A 15,886-nucleotide genomic window follows, 5' to 3' on the forward strand; every position below is an offset into this window, starting at 1 on the left:
GCCATGGCACGTCGCAGACACCGTGAAGAACATGTCAACCATGAACGCTGGCTGGTTTCCTACGCCGACTTCATCACGCTGCTGTTCGCTTTTTTCGTGGTCATGTATTCGATTTCGTCGGTCAACGAAGGCAAGTACAAAGTCATTTCCGAGGCGTTGATCGGTGTCTTTACCGACTCCGATCGCGCCCTCAAGCCTATCCCCATCGGCGATGAGCGGCCCAAGACCACCACGCCGGCCAAACCCTTGGTCAAGGACAGCGAGCAGGTCGATGCCGGTATCGCCGGTGGCAGCGATCCATTGAAAAGCATCGCCGACGATATCAGCGCGGCGTTCGGCGACCTGATCAGCTCCAACCAGATGACCGTGCGCGGCAACGAGTTGTGGGTCGAGATCGAACTCAATTCCAGCCTGTTGTTCGGCAGCGGCGATGCCATGCCCAGCGACATGGCGTTCAACATCATCGATAAGGTCGCGGCGATCCTCAGGCCCTTCGACAACCCGATCCATGTCGAAGGCTTCACGGACGACCAACCGATCCGTACCGCGCAGTACCCGACCAACTGGGAACTGTCCTCGGCCCGTTCGTCGAGCATCGTGCGCATGCTGGCGATGCAGGGCGTGAAGCCTGGTCGCCTGGCCTCGGTGGGCTATGGCGAGTTCCAGCCGGTCGCCAATAACGCCACTGCCGAGGGGCGTGCGCGCAACCGGCGGGTGGTGCTGGTGGTGTCGCGTAACCTCGATGTGCGTCGCAGCCTGACCGGTACCGGTACGACCAATGCAACTCCGGATGCGGCACTGAAGCGGGCTGGCACACAAACTGCACCGGCTCCGGTCAAGTCGCCGGGAAGACAGAGTGCCGTCAATTCTCCGTCACCCGCTTTATAACCGAGCTATTTCTCGGTCGAGCCTGTTTCGGCCGGGAGGAACGATCCGAATGAGAGTCTGGGCAGTCGCCAATCAAAAAGGTGGTGTGGGCAAGACCACATCTTCCATCGCTTTAGCCGGGTTGCTGGCCGAGGCGGGCAAGCGCGTGGTCATCGTCGATCTGGACCCCCATGGCTCGATGACCAGCTATTTCGGCTACGATCCCGACAGCTTGGAGCACAGCAACTACGACCTGTTCCTGCACAAGGGCGTTGTGCCCGAGGGCCTGCCGGGGCAGTTGCTATTGTCCACCAGCGATGAGCGGATTTCCCTGCTGCCGTCGAGCACCGCCCTCGCCACCCTGGAGCGACAGTCGCCCGGGCAGAGCGGGCTTGGCCTGGTGATCGCCAAGAGTCTGGCGCAGCTGTGGCAGGATTTCGATTACGCGATCATCGACAGCCCACCGTTGCTGGGTTTGCTGATGGTCAATGCCTTGGCAGCCAGCCAACAATTGGTCATTCCGGTACAGACCGAGCACCTGGCGGTCAAGGGCCTGGAACGCATGGTCAATACACTGGCGATGGTCAACCGCTCGCGTAAGCAGACGCTGGCCTTCAACATCGTGCCAACCCTGTTCGATCGTCGTACCCAGGCCTCCTTGGGCACCTTGCGGGTGTTGCGGGACAAATACCCGGAGGACATCTGGCAAGGCTATATCCCCGTTGATACTCGCTTGCGGGACGCCAGCCGCGCCGGTGTGACCCCGTCGCAATTCGATGGCAAGAGCCGCGGCGTGCTGGCCTATCGGGCGCTGCTCAAGCACCTGTTGACCCAACAGCTTGTTCCGCAGCAGGTGGCTTAAGTGACGAGGCTTTCCACTGGCATCGTGTTCGCTTGCGAGCGCTCAAGTCCTACCGCATTCATGCCGATAACCTCTTCAAGTGGCGCACTGTTCCTATGAGCCGCCCGATAAAGACAACCTCGCGTCCGCAAATGGCCCTGCAATCCTATCTGGATGGGCTGTTGCAGGAAGCGACCGAAGAAATGCCACCACAGCCAAGCGTGATCGAGGCGTTGCCCGAGAATGTCGAAGCCAAGGGTGTGCTGGATGAATTTCAAGCGGCCGTGCTCGAAGAGCAGGCCCGTGACGCACAGAAAGCAGTAGTAGCTGCAGCGGTCGAGGCACCGTTTATCAAGCCTCAGGTGGCGGTCATGGACGCGCCTGCGCCGATCCTGGCGCCGGTCTCGACCGTAGCCCCGCTGCTGCAGGGCCTGGTGACGCCGGTGGTGGAAGTCCACTTGCCGCCGAGCAACCCACCACCACCGGTGCCGGGCGACGATCGTCCGGCCTGGGCTGCCGAGCCGTTCGAGTGTTTGTTGTTCGATGTGGCCGGGCTGACCCTGGCGGTGCCGTTGGTATGCCTGGGGTCGATTTACTCCCTGGCCGGGCAGGAATTGACGCCGTTGTTTGGCCAGCCGGAATGGTTCCTCGGGATCCTGCCGAGCCAGGCCGGCAACCTGAAGGTACTGGATACCGCGCGCTGGGTCATGCCGGACCGTTATCGCGATGATTTTCGCCAGGGCTTGCAGTACGTGATTTCGGTGCAGGGTTACGAGTGGGGTTTGGCGGTGCATCAGGTCAGCCGTTCGCTACGCCTGGACCCGAACGAGATCAAGTGGCGCAGCCATCGAGGGCAACGGCCATGGCTGGCCGGTACGGTGATCGAGCACATGTGCGCCTTGCTGGACGTTTCCGAGCTGGCGGAGCTGATCGCCAGCGGCGGGGCAAAACACCTGGGCGGCAGCAAGCCGGTCCAGAAACCGAAATAAGACAACCGGTGGCGCACAGCGTCGCCGGACAGAGTACACGCCGCCACAGGCGGTTTTTCGAGGGGTCAGGGTATGAATGATAAGGCGTCGTCTCAAAAGGGTTCTGAAGATCCGATTCTGCAATGGGTGACCTTCAAGCTCGATAACGAAACCTACGGCATCAACGTGATGCGCGTTCAGGAAGTGCTGCGCTATACCGAGATCGCCCCGGTTCCGGGTGCGCCGAGCTACGTGCTGGGCATCATCAACCTGCGTGGCAACGTGGTCACGGTGATCGATACCCGCCAGCGCTTCGGCCTGATGAATGCCGAGATCAGCGACAACACCCGGATCGTCATCATCGAAGCCGACAAGCAAGTGGTTGGCATCATGGTCGACAGCGTCGCCGAAGTGGTTTACCTGCGTCAGTCGGAAATCGAGACTGCGCCGAACGTGGGTAACGAAGAGTCCGCCAAGTTCATTCAGGGCGTGTGCAACAAGAACAACGAGTTGCTGATTCTGGTTGAACTGGACAAGATGATGAGCGAAGAAGAGTGGTCGGAACTGGAGAGTATCTGATTTGATTCTTGAGGTAGCAGTCATTGTCCTGTTCCTTTTCTGGGCAGGCACGCTGGCGATGTTCTTGGCGTACATACGTGGCCAGCGGCAGATCGCCGCTCAGCAGGCCCAGGGCGATGCGCTGCGCGACCAGCGCATCAAGGACCTGGCCAAGCGCGTCGACGATTATCAGAACGGCACCGTGCGCATGGGCGAAGCGCTCCATGAGCTGCGTGCCGTGGTCGCGCCGTTGCCGGATAAACTCGCCCAGTTGGAACAGCGCGACCCCTCCAGCCTGTCCTTCGCTCAGGCCGCCCGCCTGGTGGGCATGGGTGCGAGCGTCGACGAACTGACCCAAGCCTGCGGCCTGACCCAGGCCGAGGCGGAGTTGATGAGCAAGCTGCACAAGGGCGGCTGATCGCCTTCACCCCCAATCCAATGTGGGAGCGAGCTTGCTCGCGATAGCGGTGTGACAGTCTCTCAATATTGACTGACAGGGCCCCATCGCGAGCAAGCTCGCTCCCACAGGTTTTTCTGGGCTTGCAGATTGATCATTTCCAACCCAAAACGCAGCCCAGGTGGCTAATACCTGTCAGTTAAACAGCAAGCCTGTGGGAGTAAGCTTTGCTCCCACAGGATTATGCCGTTTGCTCCTAACTGACAGGCATTAATCCAGGTGGCTGTGATTAATAATCGTCGCCGCGGTCGGTTACATCCTTCTCGACACTCTGCACATTCGGGTCATGGCCTTGGGGAAACTTGCCCTTGAGGTTCCAGGCAAACGCGATGATCTCGGCTATCGTGCGGTACAGCTCTTCCGGGATGCTGTCTCCTAACTCCATCCGTGCCAACAGCTTCACCAGCTCGGCATTTTCATAGATCGGTACTTCGCTTTCGCGGGCAATACGCAGGATTTCCTCGGCCAGGGCTTCGTCGCCCTTGGCGGTGAGGGTCGGGGCGTGGTGGCCATCGTACTTGAGGGCAATGGCCTGGCGGGGTTCGGTGTGGGTTGTCATGCGGTTTCGTCCACCCAGCGTTGTTCCAGGCGCGTCTTGGGGCCTTGGGGCGGGGTGCCGAGGTGGCAGTCCAGGTCGCCGACGTTCAGGCCACAGGTCACCAGGCGCTCCCGCAAGGCTGTCAGGTTGTTTTCGATCAAGCTCGCGGTATACGGCCGTTCTGCCCACAACTGGCTGGACAGGCTGCCGCTGAGCAACTGGGCCTGAACCTGCAAGGGGCCAAGCGGTTCCATGTCGAATGCCAGTTCCACCCGCCAGAGTTGCTGTTTCGGCTCGCGTTCTTCCCTGCGCTCGTTGGGCTGCTCCCGGGGCGGGGTTTCCTCGCGCTGGAACTTGACCTGTAACGGCACGATGTCCTGCAGGTTGCGCATCGGGATTTCCAATTGCCAGGTGCTCATCAGCCGACCGTCGTCGGTCAGGCCGGTCTGCTCCAGGCTCGACAATTGATGGCTTTGCAGGCGTGACACGGCGGCAGCGGCCAGGCGCAGCAGGTGTTCGAGGTCGCCTTCTTCGTCCTGGCCTTTCATCTGGCGCGAGGGCAGGGGGAAACTGGTGGGTTGCGGCTTGGCGCTGACCTGGCCGAGCATCCCCAGGGCGCTGCGTACGAAGCTCGGCAGGACTTGGGCCAGCGTATTGGCGGCAATGATGGCGCTGAGGTTGGTGGAGGCGGGCAGGGCCGGTGTCAGCTGGGCGATCAGTTTCAGCAGGTCACCTTTCATGTCCGGCGCCAGGCTCGATGGTTGCCCAGCGAGCAATTTGCTTTCCAGGAATACGCCGCTGGCGACCATGGCTTGGGCCAAGCCCTTGGGTGTGCTCAGTTGCTGGATATCCGGCAGGCCCGCCAGCAAACGAGTCACCGCGGCGCGCAGCTCGGTGCCGGTGTCATCAGTGGCCGGCAGGTTTTGCAGGGCGCTGATCAGGCTGTCCAGCGAGCCCTGGCGACTCACTTGGGTGACCAGTTGCTGGCTCACCGCCAGTTGCTCCTGGCGGTTGCTCAGCGGAACGAATTTCAGCGTCTGGGCATCTTGCACCTGGGCGCTCAACAGCGTGCCGATGCGCAGCGGTTGGGGGCTGTCGATGTCCAGGGTAGTGCCAGCCTGGGCGGTGTTGAGCAGGCTCACCAACGACCGATAGACCGCCGGTTGCCCGGGCAATGCTGGCAACGCCTGGCTGGTCAGCACCTTGCCTTGCAGCAGCGTGCCGACCGGCATCTGCGCCGTGTCGATGCGCGTCAAGGTGGCCACGCTGGACGCCACGGCCTGTTGCACGGCAATCGCCAGGTTGCTGGCGGACGGTTGGGTCACGGCCAGGCTGGTGCCCTGAGGGAGCGGCTGGGTGCTGGTGGCTTGCACGGTGGTCTGGCGGCCGCTCTCCAGGGTGACCTTGAGCAACAGCTGGAAAGTCTGGTCGGCCTGCTTGAGCGATAGCACTTCGGCCTGGGCGGTCTGGCCCGAGCCGATCAGGCCTTGGGCTGGCACCAGCAGTTTGAGCAGCTCGCCACTGACCACCGGCGTACGCGTCGTTGCCGTGGGCTGGGGCAGCGGCAGGATGTTCATGTCGCCTGTCATTTGCGGTCTTACCTTGGGGAAATAAGCTCTCTTGAGAGTAGGTTAGGGCATGTATAATGCCGCCCGTCTTTCAGGGAGTGGCGAAAACCTTGCAATTGTTTGACGCAGCTCTGTGGAACAGGTCGTCAAAGCATCTATGCTGCACCTCTTTAACGGCCACTGCACCGCCGACTTGAACCGTATAAGGCCCGCGATCCCTTGACCAATCCTCTCCTGCAAACCGTCGGCCTCGCCTGTGAGCGAGACTTGCGACTGCTTTTCGAAAATCTCGAATTGAGACTCTCGCGTGGCGATATGGTGCAAATCAGTGGCCCCAATGGTAGCGGCAAGACCAGCCTGCTGCGCCTGCTGGCCGGTTTGATGCAACCGACCGCAGGCCAGGTGCTGCTCAACGGCCAGCCCTTGCACAATCAGCGCAGCGAACTGGCCCGCAATCTGCTCTGGATCGGCCATGCCGCCGGCATCAAGGACTTGCTGACCCCCGAAGAAAACCTCAGTTGGCTCTGCGCATTGCATACGCCGGCCGGCCGCGAGGCGATCTGGCAGGCGTTGGCGGCGGTAGGGCTGCGCGGCTTCGAAGACGTGCCGAGCCACACCCTGTCCGCCGGCCAGCAACGCCGCGTGGCCCTGGCCCGGCTGTACCTGGACAGCCCTCCGTTGTGGATTCTCGACGAACCATTCACCGCCCTGGACAAGCAGGGCGTCGCGCAGCTCGAGGAACACCTGGCCCGGCACTGTGAAAACGGCGGCATGGTGCTCTTGACCACCCACCACACGCTGGCGCGAATGCCGGCCGGTTATCGCAACATTGATCTGGGGAACTGGGCCGTATGAGTGTGTTTGGCCTGTTGCTTGCCCGCGAAGCGCGCCTGCTGTTCCGTCGTCCGGCCGAACTGGCCAATCCGCTGGTGTTCTTCGCGATCGTCATCGCGCTGTTCCCGTTGGCGGTCGGTCCGGAGACTCAATTGTTGCAAACCTTGTCTCCGGGGCTGGTCTGGGTGGCCGCGCTTTTATCGGTCCTGCTCTCACTGGACGGGCTTTTCCGCAGTGATTTCGAAGACGGTTCACTGGAACAGTGGGTCCTTTCGTCGCACCCCCTGGCCCTTCTGGTTTTGGCCAAGGTACTGGCACACTGGGTTTTTTCCGGGCTGGCACTGGTGCTGCTCTCGCCGCTGCTGGCGATGATGCTGGGGCTGCCCGGCGCGTGCATGCCGGTGCTGCTGGTGTCGCTGCTGCTGGGCACGCCGGTGCTGAGCCTGCTCGGTGCGGTGGGCGCGGCATTGACGGTGGGTTTGAAGCGCGGCGGCCTGTTGCTGGCGCTGCTGATCCTGCCGTTGTATATCCCAGTCTTGATCCTGGGCAGTGGTGCCTTGCAAGCGGCCTTGCAAGGGATGCCCGCGACCGGTTATCTGCTGTGGCTTGGGAGCCTGACCGCCCTGGCGATAACCCTGACACCCTTTGCAATAGCCGCTGGCCTGAAAATCAGCGTCGGCGAATAATAACGAGGCCTGGTCAAAAACTGACCACTTCTTCGGAAGTAAAGGCTGACCCGGCGGTTCGCGATGGCGAGCCGCAACCGTGATGGAAACAGCAATGAACTGGACCTGGTTTCACAAGCTCGGCTCACCCAAATGGTTCTACGGCATCAGCGGCAAACTGCTCCCATGGTTGAGCATTGCTGCGTTGTTGCTGATTGGTTTTGGCGTAGTCTGGGGCCTGGCCTTCGCACCGCCGGACTACCAGCAAGGCAACAGCTTCCGCATCATCTACATCCACGTGCCCACGGCGATGCTGGCCCAGTCCGTCTACGTGATGCTGGCGGTGTGCGGTGTGGTCGGGCTGGTGTGGAAGATGAAGCTGGCCGACGTCGCCCTGCAATGCGCCGCGCCCATCGGTGCCTGGATGACCGCCGTGGCGCTGGTCACCGGGGCCATCTGGGGCAAGCCGACCTGGGGGTCGTGGTGGGTCTGGGATGCGCGACTGACGTCGATGCTGATCCTGCTGTTCCTGTACTTCGGTCTTATTGCGCTGGGCAACGCCATCAGCAATCGTGACAGTGCCGCCAAGGCCTGCGCCGTGCTGGCGATTGTCGGTGTGATCAACATCCCGATCATCAAGTACTCGGTGGAGTGGTGGAACACCCTGCACCAGGGCGCGACCTTCACCCTCACCGAAAAACCGGCGATGCCCGTCGAAATGTGGCTGCCGCTGTTGCTGACCGTGCTGGGTTTCTACTGTTTCTTCGGCGCGGTGCTGTTGCTGCGCATGCGCCTGGAAGTGCTCAAGCGCGAGTCCCGGGCCAGTTGGGTGAAGGCCGAAGTACAGAACAGCCTGGAGGCCGCTCGATGAGTTTCGCTTCATTCGGCGATTTCCTCGCCATGGGCCATCATGGCCTGTATGTCTGGTCAGCCTATGGCATTTGCTTGGCAGTGGTAGTCCTCAACGTGGCGGTGCCGATCCTGGCCCGCAAGCGGTATCTGCAACAAGAGGCGCGTCGTCTGCGCCGGGAGAACGGTCAGTGAATCCGCTGCGCAAAAAACGTCTTATCATCATTCTTGCGATCCTGGTGGGTGTCGGTGCCGCAGTCGCCCTGGCCCTGAGCGCCTTGCAGCAGAACATCAACCTGTTCTACACCCCGACCCAGATCGCCAACGGCGAAGCGCCGAAAGACACGCGTATCCGCGCCGGCGGCATGGTGGAAAAAGGTTCGCTGGTGCGTTCCGGGGATTCGCTGGACGTGAAGTTCAACGTCACCGACTTCAGCAAGACCGTGACCATCACCTATCGCGGCATCCTTCCGGACCTGTTCCGCGAAGGGCAGGGCATCGTTGCCCTGGGCAAGCTCAATGCCGACGGCGTGGTGGTGGCCGACGAAGTGCTGGCCAAGCACGACGAAAAATACATGCCGCCGGAAGTGACCAAGGCCCTGAAAGACAGCGGCCAGTCGGCGCCCGCTCCCGTGAAGGAGGGCTGATTCATGACGACCGGCATCTTTATTCCCGAGTTGGGCCACCTGGCGATGATCCTCGCCTTGTGTTTTTCCGTGGTGCAAGCCGTGGTGCCCTTGCTGGGGGCCTGGCGCGGTGATCGCTTGTGGATGAGCCTGGCCCAGCCGGCGGCGTGGGGGCAGTTCGCCTTTATGCTGTTCGCCTTCGGTTGCCTGACCTATGCGTTCATGGCCGATGACTTTTCCGTGGAATACGTCGCCAGCAACTCCAACAGCGCCTTGCCCTGGTACTACAAGTTCAGCGCCGTGTGGGGCGCCCACGAGGGCTCGCTGTTGCTTTGGGCGTTGATCCTCGCCGGCTGGACCTTCGCGGTCTCGGTGTTCTCCCGACAGTTGCCGCAAGTGATGCTGGCCCGGGTGCTGGCGGTGATGGGCATGATCAGCACCGGTTTCCTGCTGTTTTTGATCGTCACCTCCAACCCGTTCGAGCGCATCCTGCCGCAGATGCCGACGGATGGCCGTGACCTCAACCCATTGCTGCAAGACATCGGCCTGATCGTTCACCCGCCGATGCTCTACATGGGCTACGTCGGCTTCTCCGTGGCCTTCGCTTTCGCCATCGCCGCGTTGCTCGGTGGTCGTCTCGATGCCGCCTGGGCGCGCTGGTCGCGTCCATGGACCATCGTCGCCTGGGCCTTCCTCGGCATCGGCATCACCCTCGGTTCGTGGTGGGCCTACTACGAACTCGGCTGGGGCGGCTGGTGGTTCTGGGACCCGGTGGAAAACGCCTCGTTCATGCCCTGGTTGGTGGGCACGGCGCTGATCCACTCCCTGGCCGTCACGGAAAAACGCGGTGTGTTCAAGAGCTGGACCGTGCTGCTGGCCATCGCGGCGTTCTCGCTGAGCCTGCTGGGGACGTTCCTGGTGCGTTCCGGCGTGCTGACGTCGGTGCACGCCTTCGCCTCGGACCCTGAGCGTGGCGTGTTCATCCTGATGTTCCTGATGTTCGTGGTCGGCGGCTCGCTGACGTTGTTCGCCCTGCGTGCGCCAGTGGTCAAGAGCCAGGTCGGCTTCAACCTCTGGTCGCGGGAAACCCTGCTGCTGGGCAACAACCTGGTGTTGGTGGTGGCCGCGTCGATGATCCTGCTGGGAACGTTGTACCCGCTGGTGCTCGACGCGCTGTCCGGCGCCAAGCTGTCGGTCGGGCCACCGTACTTCAATGCGCTGTTCATTCCGCTGATGGCGATCCTGATGGTGGTGATGGCCATCGGCATGCTGGTGCGCTGGAAAGACACCCCGGTCAAGTGGCTGCTGGGCATGTTGACCCCGGTGCTGCTGGGCACGGCCGCCCTGGCCGTGGTGGCCGGCGTGGCGTATGGCGACTTCAACTGGGCGGTGCTGGCGACGTTCGTGCTGGCGGCCTGGGTGTTGCTGGCGGGGGTACGGGACATCTTCGACAAGACCCGGCACAAAGGCCTGATCAAGGGCCTGCCGACCCTGACCCGCAGTTACTGGGGCATGCAGATCGCCCACCTGGGCATCGCCGTCTGTGCCCTTGGTGTGGTGCTGTCCAGCCAGAACAGCGCTGAGCGCGACCTGCGCCTGGCGCCGGGTGAGTCCATGGACCTGGCCGGCTATCAGTTCGTTTTCGAGGGTGCCAAACACTTCGAGGGCCCGAACTTCACGTCCGACAAAGGCACCGTACGGGTCATCCGCAACGGCCAGGAAATCACTGTGCTGCACCCGGAAAAACGTCTCTACACCGTGCAGAACTCGGTCATGACCGAAGCCGGGATCGATGCCGGTTTCACCCGCGATCTCTACGTGGCGCTAGGCGAGTCCCTGGGCGACGGCGCGTGGGCGGTGCGGGTCCATGTCAAGCCGTTCGTACGCTGGATCTGGTTCGGTGGCTTGCTCACCGGCCTGGGTGGGGTGCTGGCGGCGCTGGATCGTCGTTATCGAGTCAAAGTGAAAACCCGGGTGCGTGAAGCCTTGGGCGTGACGGGAGCCACTGCATGAAACGTTGGTTGATGTTGGTGCCGCTGGCATTGTTCCTGTTGATGGCGGTGTTTTTGTATCGTGGGCTGTACCTGAACCCGACCGAGTTGCCCTCGGCGATGATCGGCAAGCCGTTCCCGGAGTTCTCCCTGCCTTCGGTGCAAGGTGACAAGACCCTGACCCGCGCCGACCTGCTGGGCAAACCGGCCCTGGTCAACGTATGGGGCACCTGGTGCATTTCCTGCCGGGTTGAACACCCGGTGCTGAACAAGCTGGCCCAGAACGGCGTGGTGATCTACGGCGTCAACTACAAGGACGTCAACGCCGACGCCTTGAAGTGGCTGGCCGAGTTCCATAACCCGTATCAGCTGGACATCCGTGACGAAGACGGCTCCCTGGGCCTGAACCTGGGTGTCTATGGCGCGCCGGAAACCTTCTTCATCGATGCCAAGGGCATCATCCGCGACAAGTTCGTCGGCGTGATCGACGAACAGGTCTGGCGCGAGAAACTGGCCGCCAAGTATCAGGCACTGGTGGACGAGGCCAAACAATGAAGCGCTGGTTAGCCGCTGCCATCCTCGGTTTGAGCCTGGCCGGTGTGGCCCGTGCCGCCATCGACACCTACGAATTCGCCAACGACGGCGAGCGCGAGCGGTTTCGCGAACTGACCAAGGAACTGCGCTGCCCCAAGTGCCAGAACCAGGACATCGCCGACTCCAACGCGCCGATTGCCGCCGACCTGCGCAAGGAAATCTTCCGCATGCTCGGCGAGGGCAAGGACAACCAGCAGATCATCGATTTCATGGTCGATCGCTACGGTGAGTTCGTGCGTTACAACCCCGCCCTGTCCTCCAAGACCGCGCTGCTCTGGTTCGGCCCTGCCGGGCTGTTGCTTGGCGGTTTCGTCGTCATTGCAGTGATCGTCCGTCGCCGTCGGGTCCAGCGCACGGCCGCCCCGGACACGCTTTCTGTCGAAGAGCGCCAGCGCCTCGACCAACTGTTGGATAAAACCAAGCATGATTGATTTCTGGCTCGCCGCAGGTCTGCTTCTTCTGGTTGCCCTGAGTTTTCTGTTGATCCCTGTACTGCGTGGTCGTCGCGCTCAACGCGAGGAGGACCGTACCGCGCTCAACGTGGCGCTGTACCAGGAGCGTGTTGCCGAACTGCAGGCCGAGCGTGAGGAGGGCGTGCTCAACGCCGCGCAACTGGACACCGGTCGCGCCGAAGCCGCCCGTGAATTGCTCGCCGACACCGAGGGTGCCGATGCGCCGCGCGAATCCCGGTTGGGCAAGCCGTTGCCGTTGCTCGCCGCCGTGCTGGTGCCGGTGCTGGGCCTGGCGCTGTACCTGCATTTCGGCGCCAGCGACAAGGTCGAGTTGACCCGTGAATTCGCCCAGGCGCCGCAGTCGATGGAAGAGATGACCCTGCGCCTGGAACGCGCGGTGGCGGCGCAGCCGGATAACGCCGAGGGCCTGTATTTTCTTGGGCGTACCTACATGGCCCAGGATCGACCCGCCGACGCGGCGAAGCTCTTCGAGCGCACCGTGGCGGTGGCCGGTCGTCAACCCGAACTGCTGGGCCAATGGGCCCAGGCGCAATATTTTGCCGATGGCAAGAAATGGTCGGACAAACTCCAGGCGCTGACCGACGAAGCGCTGAAGCTCGATCCGAAGGAAGTCACCAGCCTCGGCCTGTTGGGCATTGCCGCCTTTGAGGGCGAACGCTATCAGGACGCGATCGATTACTGGGGGCGTCTGCTGGTGGAGCTGCCGGAGGGCGACAAATCCCGTGAAGCGCTGCAGGGTGGCATCACCCGCGCCACCGAGAAGCTGCAAGCCAGTGGCGGCAAGGTCGCCCAGGCTCCTGTGGCCAAGGCTGCGGCGCTGCTCAAGGTGCGCGTCGACCTGGCGCCGGCACTCAAGGCCAAGGTGCAACCGGGCGACAGCGTGTTCATCTTCGCTCGCGCCGTCAGCGGCCCGCCGGCGCCGCTGGCCGCCAAGCGCCTGACGGTCGCCGATCTGCCGGTCACGGTAGAACTGGGTGACGCGGACGCAATGATGCCGCAGTTGAAACTGTCGAACTTCCCCGAAGTCCAACTGGTGGCGCGCATCTCCCGGGCCGGCCAGCCGACCGCGGGTGAGTGGATCGGCCGCAGCCAGCCCCTGGCGAGCAGCACCACGGCGCAGCAACAACTGACCATCGACAGCCCGGATAAATAACAGGAATTCGCACCATGACCGCCCTCGCTCGTATCACCCTGCTCACGCTCGTCATGGGCCTGAGCGCTTGTGCGGTCCAGCGCCCGTCGGAGCCCTCGGCGCCGCTGCCACCGATCCCACCGTCGACCCCGACCACCAAACCGGCCCCGTCCACACCGCCGGTCAAGCCTGTTATCCCGAACAAACCGGCCAAACCACTGCCGCGCACCTCCGCCAGTTTCGCCCCGCCGCCAGGTGGCAACAGCCATTGGGACGCCAAGCTTGGGGTCTATGTGCTGGACAACCAGACGAACACGTTCTATCGCCAGCGTACCTATTACCGCTGGAACAACGGTTGGAGCCGTTCTGTCAGCCCGAATGGCCCATGGGAAGACACCACCATCGAAGGCGTGCCAGCGGGCTTGGGGCGTCAGTTCCATTAAGCACCGGGAACCCCTGGAGCCAGGGGGCATCTGTGGGAGCAAAGCTTGCTCGCGATAAAGGCGATGCGGTCTTTCAGGAATCGAGGCGCCTGTTTCGCGAGCAAGCTTTGCTCCCACAGATAAATCCCCTCGCCACAACAGCATTCGGCCCAAGCGCATCAGCAGGCTGGGCTTTTTGTGTTTCTGAATATTCTTTGAACGAAATTTTCACCAAGTCTTGCGGACAATCTCCTGCGCTCATATCGCCGCCGGTTATTTAATGGCAATGCCATAGCCGTTCGTGCAACATCTGCGCACTCGCGCAAGCCCCGAGGCCAGGCTTTGGTCAACAGAGGGCGCGCCGTTGTTTCTTTTTGTCACTCCAATTCCGATAGGGTCCTTAAACGACATGGCAATCCCGGACGCCCTGAGTCAGCAGCGCACTACGCATCGCCTGCTGCAACCGACCGTCAAATCGCACCTGTCCTACACGTTGCTTTGTGCCCTGGTGATGATGGTCATGTTCAGCCTGCTGCGCGTGGCGCTGCTGGTCTATAACCGCGAAATGATCCTCGACACGCCGGCCTCGACCTTCGTTGAAGCCTTCGTCAACGGCCTGCGTTTCGATTTGCGCCTGGTGGTCTACCTCTGCATCCCGTTGCTGCTGGCGTTGTTCAGCGCCAGGGCCATGGCCGCCCGCGGATTCTTTCGTTTCTGGCTGACCGTCACCTCCAGCATCGCGCTGTTCCTCGGCTTGATGGAAATGGATTTCTATCGTGAATTCCACCAGCGCCTCAACGGCCTGGTCTTCCAGTATGTAAAGGAAGACCCGAAAACCGTGATGAGCATGCTCTGGTACGGTTTCCCGGTGGTGCGTTACCTGCTGGCCTGGGTCGGCGGCACCCTCATCCTTGCCCTGGCGTTCAAGGGCGCGGACCGTGCGACCCGCCCGCGTGGGCCGTTCAGTGGCGGTACCATTGGCACCCGGCAGATCGCTCCGTGGTACGGTCGTGTCGCAGTGTTCATCGTCTGCTTGCTGGTCGCCGTGACCGCAGCCCGTGGCACCTTGCGGCAAGGGCCGCCCCTGCGCTGGGGTGACGTCTACACCACCGATTCGAACTTCGCCAACCAGTTGGGCCTCAACGGTACGCTGTCGCTGGTGGCCGCGGCCAAGAGCCGGATGTCCGAAGACCGTGACAACATCTGGAAAGCCACCCTTGAGCAACCGCTGGCACAGCAGACCGTGCGCGACATGCTGGTGATGCCTGACGATAAATTGGTGGACACCGCGACAGCCGCCGTGCGCCGCGACTACACGCCGCCGGCGGACAAGACCCTGCCGATCAAGAACGTGGTCGTCATCCTCATGGAAAGCATGGCCGGTCACTCGGTGGGCGCCCTGGGCGCGCCGGGCAACATCACGCCTTACCTGGACACACTGTCCAAGGAAGGCTTGCTGTTCGACCGTTTCTTCTCCAACGGTACCCATACCCACCAAGGCATGTTCGCCACCATGGCGTGCTTCCCGAACCTGCCCGGTTTCGAATACCTGATGCAAACGCCGGAGGGCAGTCACAAACTGTCCGGCCTGCCGCAACTGCTCAGCGCCCGTGACTATGACGATGTGTATGTCTACAACGGCGATTTCGCCTGGGACAACCAATCGGGTTTCTTCAGCAGCCAGGGCATGACCACGTTCATCGGGCGTAACGACTTCGTGAACCCGGTGTTCTCCGATCCGACCTGGGGCGTGTCCGACCAGGACATGTTCGACCGTGGCCTGATCGAGCTCAAGGCGCGGGAAAACGGCAAGCCGTTCTATGCCTTGCTGCAAACCCTGTCCAACCACACGCCCTATGCGTTGCCGACGCCGTTGCCGGTAGAGCGGGTCACCGACCGTGGCAGCCTGAATGAACACCTGACCGCCATGCGCTATTCCGACTGGGCGCTGGGCCAGTTCTTCGAGAAGGCCCGCAAGGAGCCTTACTTCAAGGAAACACTGTTCGTCGTGGTCGGCGACCATGGCTTTGGCAACGAACGCCAGATCACCGAGATGGACCTGGGCCGTTTCAACGTGCCGATGCTATTGATCGGCCCGGGCATCCAGGAAAAATTCGGCCAGCGTAGCCACACCGTGGGTACTCAGGTCGACATCGTGCCGACCATCATGGGTCGGATTGGCGGGCAAGTGCGCAATCAGTGCTGGGGCCGTGACCTGCTGAACCTGCCGCAAGGCGATCCCGGTTTTGGTGTGATCAAACCATCGGGCAGCGAACAGACCACGGCGATCATCCGCGATGATCACATCCTGGTCCTGCCGAAGGAAAAGGAAATGGCGCCGAAGATGTATCGCTATGAACTGGGTGCCAACCCGCGAGCGGAAATCATCCCGGATGCACCGGACACCGCGCCGATGAAACTCAAGCTCGAATCTTTCCTGCAAACCGCGACCAAGAGCCTGCTGGATAACACCGCCGGCGTTGTTGACGGCAAGCCGGACTGA

At 62.1% G+C, this 15,886-nt stretch carries 18 protein-coding genes; 16 read left to right on the forward strand and 2 right to left on the reverse strand.

Annotation, left to right across the window (positions count from 1 at the left end):
* The first annotated feature begins 3 nt into the window (after window positions 1-3).
* The 5 genes from motD (at window position 4) to Q7F16_RS25070 (ending at window position 3,652) form a co-directional block, all read left to right on the forward strand.
* Window positions 4-888 carry a flagellar motor protein MotD gene (gene motD / locus Q7F16_RS25050; protein WP_046062998.1) on the forward strand — a complete coding sequence of 295 codons (885 nt, stop codon included), beginning with the start codon at window positions 4-6 and terminating at the stop codon, window positions 886-888.
* Between the two features lie 49 nt (window positions 889-937).
* The gene (locus tag Q7F16_RS25055; protein WP_046062999.1) at window positions 938-1,729 is read left to right on the forward strand and encodes a ParA family protein; all 792 of its coding nucleotides are present in this window, start codon (window positions 938-940) and stop codon (window positions 1,727-1,729) included.
* Window positions 1,730-1,824: 95 nt separating this feature from the next.
* Window positions 1,825-2,697 (forward strand): CheW domain-containing protein, encoded by an 873-nt coding sequence (locus tag Q7F16_RS25060; RefSeq protein ID WP_046063000.1) that lies wholly within the window; start codon window positions 1,825-1,827, stop codon window positions 2,695-2,697.
* Window positions 2,698-2,769: 72 nt separating this feature from the next.
* Complete coding sequence (locus tag Q7F16_RS25065; RefSeq protein WP_003199144.1) at window positions 2,770-3,255, forward strand: chemotaxis protein CheW; 486 nt, start codon at window positions 2,770-2,772, stop codon at window positions 3,253-3,255.
* A gap of 1 nt (window position 3,256) precedes the next feature.
* Window positions 3,257-3,652 (forward strand): DUF2802 domain-containing protein, encoded by a 396-nt coding sequence (locus Q7F16_RS25070; protein WP_003183966.1) that lies wholly within the window; start codon window positions 3,257-3,259, stop codon window positions 3,650-3,652.
* Window positions 3,653-3,920: 268 nt separating this feature from the next.
* On the opposite strand, the gene Q7F16_RS25075 is transcribed toward Q7F16_RS25070, so the two are convergent.
* Both Q7F16_RS25075 and fliK read right to left on the reverse strand, forming a co-directional pair.
* Window positions 3,921-4,250, reverse strand: coding sequence for an EscU/YscU/HrcU family type III secretion system export apparatus switch protein (locus Q7F16_RS25075; RefSeq protein ID WP_046063001.1), 330 nt, complete (start codon window positions 4,248-4,250; stop codon window positions 3,921-3,923).
* Window positions 4,247-5,818, reverse strand: coding sequence for a flagellar hook-length control protein FliK (gene fliK, locus Q7F16_RS25080; protein WP_046063002.1), 1,572 nt, complete (start codon window positions 5,816-5,818; stop codon window positions 4,247-4,249). The genes Q7F16_RS25075 and fliK overlap by 4 nt, the downstream gene beginning before the upstream one ends.
* Window positions 5,819-6,016: 198 nt before the next feature.
* On the opposite strand from fliK, the gene ccmA reads away from it, so the two are divergent.
* The 11 genes from ccmA to Q7F16_RS25135 all read left to right on the forward strand — a co-directional run bounded on the left by ccmA (window position 6,017) and on the right by Q7F16_RS25135 (window position 15,886).
* Window positions 6,017-6,652: a cytochrome c biogenesis heme-transporting ATPase CcmA gene (ccmA, locus tag Q7F16_RS25085; protein WP_409556450.1), complete on the forward strand. Its 636-nt coding sequence runs from the start codon at window positions 6,017-6,019 to the stop codon at window positions 6,650-6,652.
* Entirely contained in the window at window positions 6,649-7,317 is a 669-nt protein-coding gene (gene ccmB / locus Q7F16_RS25090) for a heme exporter protein CcmB (RefSeq protein ID WP_003199151.1), read from the forward strand. The genes ccmA and ccmB overlap by 4 nt, the downstream gene beginning before the upstream one ends.
* 94 nt (window positions 7,318-7,411) lie before the next feature.
* A complete protein-coding gene (locus Q7F16_RS25095; protein ID WP_014337189.1) occupies window positions 7,412-8,167 on the forward strand; it encodes a heme ABC transporter permease in 756 nt (251 codons plus the stop codon).
* Window positions 8,164-8,340, forward strand: coding sequence for a heme exporter protein CcmD (gene ccmD / locus Q7F16_RS25100; RefSeq protein ID WP_014337190.1), 177 nt, complete (start codon window positions 8,164-8,166; stop codon window positions 8,338-8,340). Before Q7F16_RS25095 ends, ccmD begins: the two co-directional genes overlap by 4 nt.
* Window positions 8,337-8,792 carry a cytochrome c maturation protein CcmE gene (ccmE, locus tag Q7F16_RS25105; protein ID WP_014337191.1) on the forward strand — a complete coding sequence of 152 codons (456 nt, stop codon included), beginning with the start codon at window positions 8,337-8,339 and terminating at the stop codon, window positions 8,790-8,792. Before ccmD ends, ccmE begins: the two co-directional genes overlap by 4 nt.
* A 3-nt stretch (window positions 8,793-8,795) precedes the next feature.
* Window positions 8,796-10,784 (forward strand): heme lyase CcmF/NrfE family subunit, encoded by a 1,989-nt coding sequence (locus Q7F16_RS25110; RefSeq protein WP_046063003.1) that lies wholly within the window; start codon window positions 8,796-8,798, stop codon window positions 10,782-10,784.
* The gene (locus tag Q7F16_RS25115; RefSeq protein ID WP_409556451.1) at window positions 10,781-11,317 is read left to right on the forward strand and encodes a DsbE family thiol:disulfide interchange protein; all 537 of its coding nucleotides are present in this window, start codon (window positions 10,781-10,783) and stop codon (window positions 11,315-11,317) included. Before Q7F16_RS25110 ends, Q7F16_RS25115 begins: the two co-directional genes overlap by 4 nt.
* Window positions 11,314-11,787 (forward strand): cytochrome c-type biogenesis protein, encoded by a 474-nt coding sequence (locus tag Q7F16_RS25120; RefSeq protein WP_409556452.1) that lies wholly within the window; start codon window positions 11,314-11,316, stop codon window positions 11,785-11,787. The genes Q7F16_RS25115 and Q7F16_RS25120 overlap by 4 nt, the downstream gene beginning before the upstream one ends.
* On the forward strand, window positions 11,780-12,982 hold the full coding sequence (ccmI, locus tag Q7F16_RS25125) for a c-type cytochrome biogenesis protein CcmI (RefSeq protein WP_409556453.1): 1,203 nt from the start codon (window positions 11,780-11,782) through the stop codon (window positions 12,980-12,982). Before Q7F16_RS25120 ends, ccmI begins: the two co-directional genes overlap by 8 nt.
* A 14-nt stretch (window positions 12,983-12,996) precedes the next feature.
* Window positions 12,997-13,404: a hypothetical protein gene (locus Q7F16_RS25130; RefSeq protein ID WP_046063005.1), complete on the forward strand. Its 408-nt coding sequence runs from the start codon at window positions 12,997-12,999 to the stop codon at window positions 13,402-13,404.
* 388 nt (window positions 13,405-13,792) lie between these two features.
* Window positions 13,793-15,886: an LTA synthase family protein gene (locus Q7F16_RS25135; RefSeq protein WP_409556454.1), complete on the forward strand. Its 2,094-nt coding sequence runs from the start codon at window positions 13,793-13,795 to the stop codon at window positions 15,884-15,886.

Origin of the sequence: Pseudomonas sp. Lb2C2 (assembly GCF_052112205.1) — a bacterium.
GTDB lineage: Bacteria > Pseudomonadota > Gammaproteobacteria > Pseudomonadales > Pseudomonadaceae > Aquipseudomonas > Aquipseudomonas kilonensis.

Excerpts from the sequence above, each read along its gene's own strand:
- Q7F16_RS25130 (WP_046063005.1), top strand. The coding sequence starts at position 12,997 with ATGACCGCCCTCGCTCGTATCACCCTGCTCACGCTCGTCATGGGCCTG.
- Q7F16_RS25095 (WP_014337189.1), top strand. The coding sequence starts at position 7,412 with ATGAACTGGACCTGGTTTCACAAGCTCGGCTCACCCAAATGGTTCTAC.
- motD (WP_046062998.1), top strand. The coding sequence starts at position 4 with ATGGCACGTCGCAGACACCGTGAAGAACATGTCAACCATGAACGCTGG.
- Q7F16_RS25110 (WP_046063003.1), top strand. The coding sequence starts at position 8,796 with ATGACGACCGGCATCTTTATTCCCGAGTTGGGCCACCTGGCGATGATC.
- ccmB (WP_003199151.1), top strand. The coding sequence starts at position 6,649 with ATGAGTGTGTTTGGCCTGTTGCTTGCCCGCGAAGCGCGCCTGCTGTTC.
- ccmD (WP_014337190.1), top strand. The coding sequence starts at position 8,164 with ATGAGTTTCGCTTCATTCGGCGATTTCCTCGCCATGGGCCATCATGGC.
- Q7F16_RS25055 (WP_046062999.1), top strand. The coding sequence starts at position 938 with ATGAGAGTCTGGGCAGTCGCCAATCAAAAAGGTGGTGTGGGCAAGACC.
- Q7F16_RS25060 (WP_046063000.1), top strand. The coding sequence starts at position 1,825 with ATGAGCCGCCCGATAAAGACAACCTCGCGTCCGCAAATGGCCCTGCAA.
- Q7F16_RS25135 (WP_409556454.1), top strand. The coding sequence starts at position 13,793 with ATGGCAATCCCGGACGCCCTGAGTCAGCAGCGCACTACGCATCGCCTG.
- Q7F16_RS25075 (WP_046063001.1), bottom strand. The coding sequence starts at position 4,250 with ATGACAACCCACACCGAACCCCGCCAGGCCATTGCCCTCAAGTACGAT.
- Q7F16_RS25120 (WP_409556452.1), top strand. The coding sequence starts at position 11,314 with ATGAAGCGCTGGTTAGCCGCTGCCATCCTCGGTTTGAGCCTGGCCGGT.
- Q7F16_RS25115 (WP_409556451.1), top strand. The coding sequence starts at position 10,781 with ATGAAACGTTGGTTGATGTTGGTGCCGCTGGCATTGTTCCTGTTGATG.
- fliK (WP_046063002.1), bottom strand. The coding sequence starts at position 5,818 with ATGACAGGCGACATGAACATCCTGCCGCTGCCCCAGCCCACGGCAACG.
- ccmI (WP_409556453.1), top strand. The coding sequence starts at position 11,780 with ATGATTGATTTCTGGCTCGCCGCAGGTCTGCTTCTTCTGGTTGCCCTG.
- Q7F16_RS25065 (WP_003199144.1), top strand. The coding sequence starts at position 2,770 with ATGAATGATAAGGCGTCGTCTCAAAAGGGTTCTGAAGATCCGATTCTG.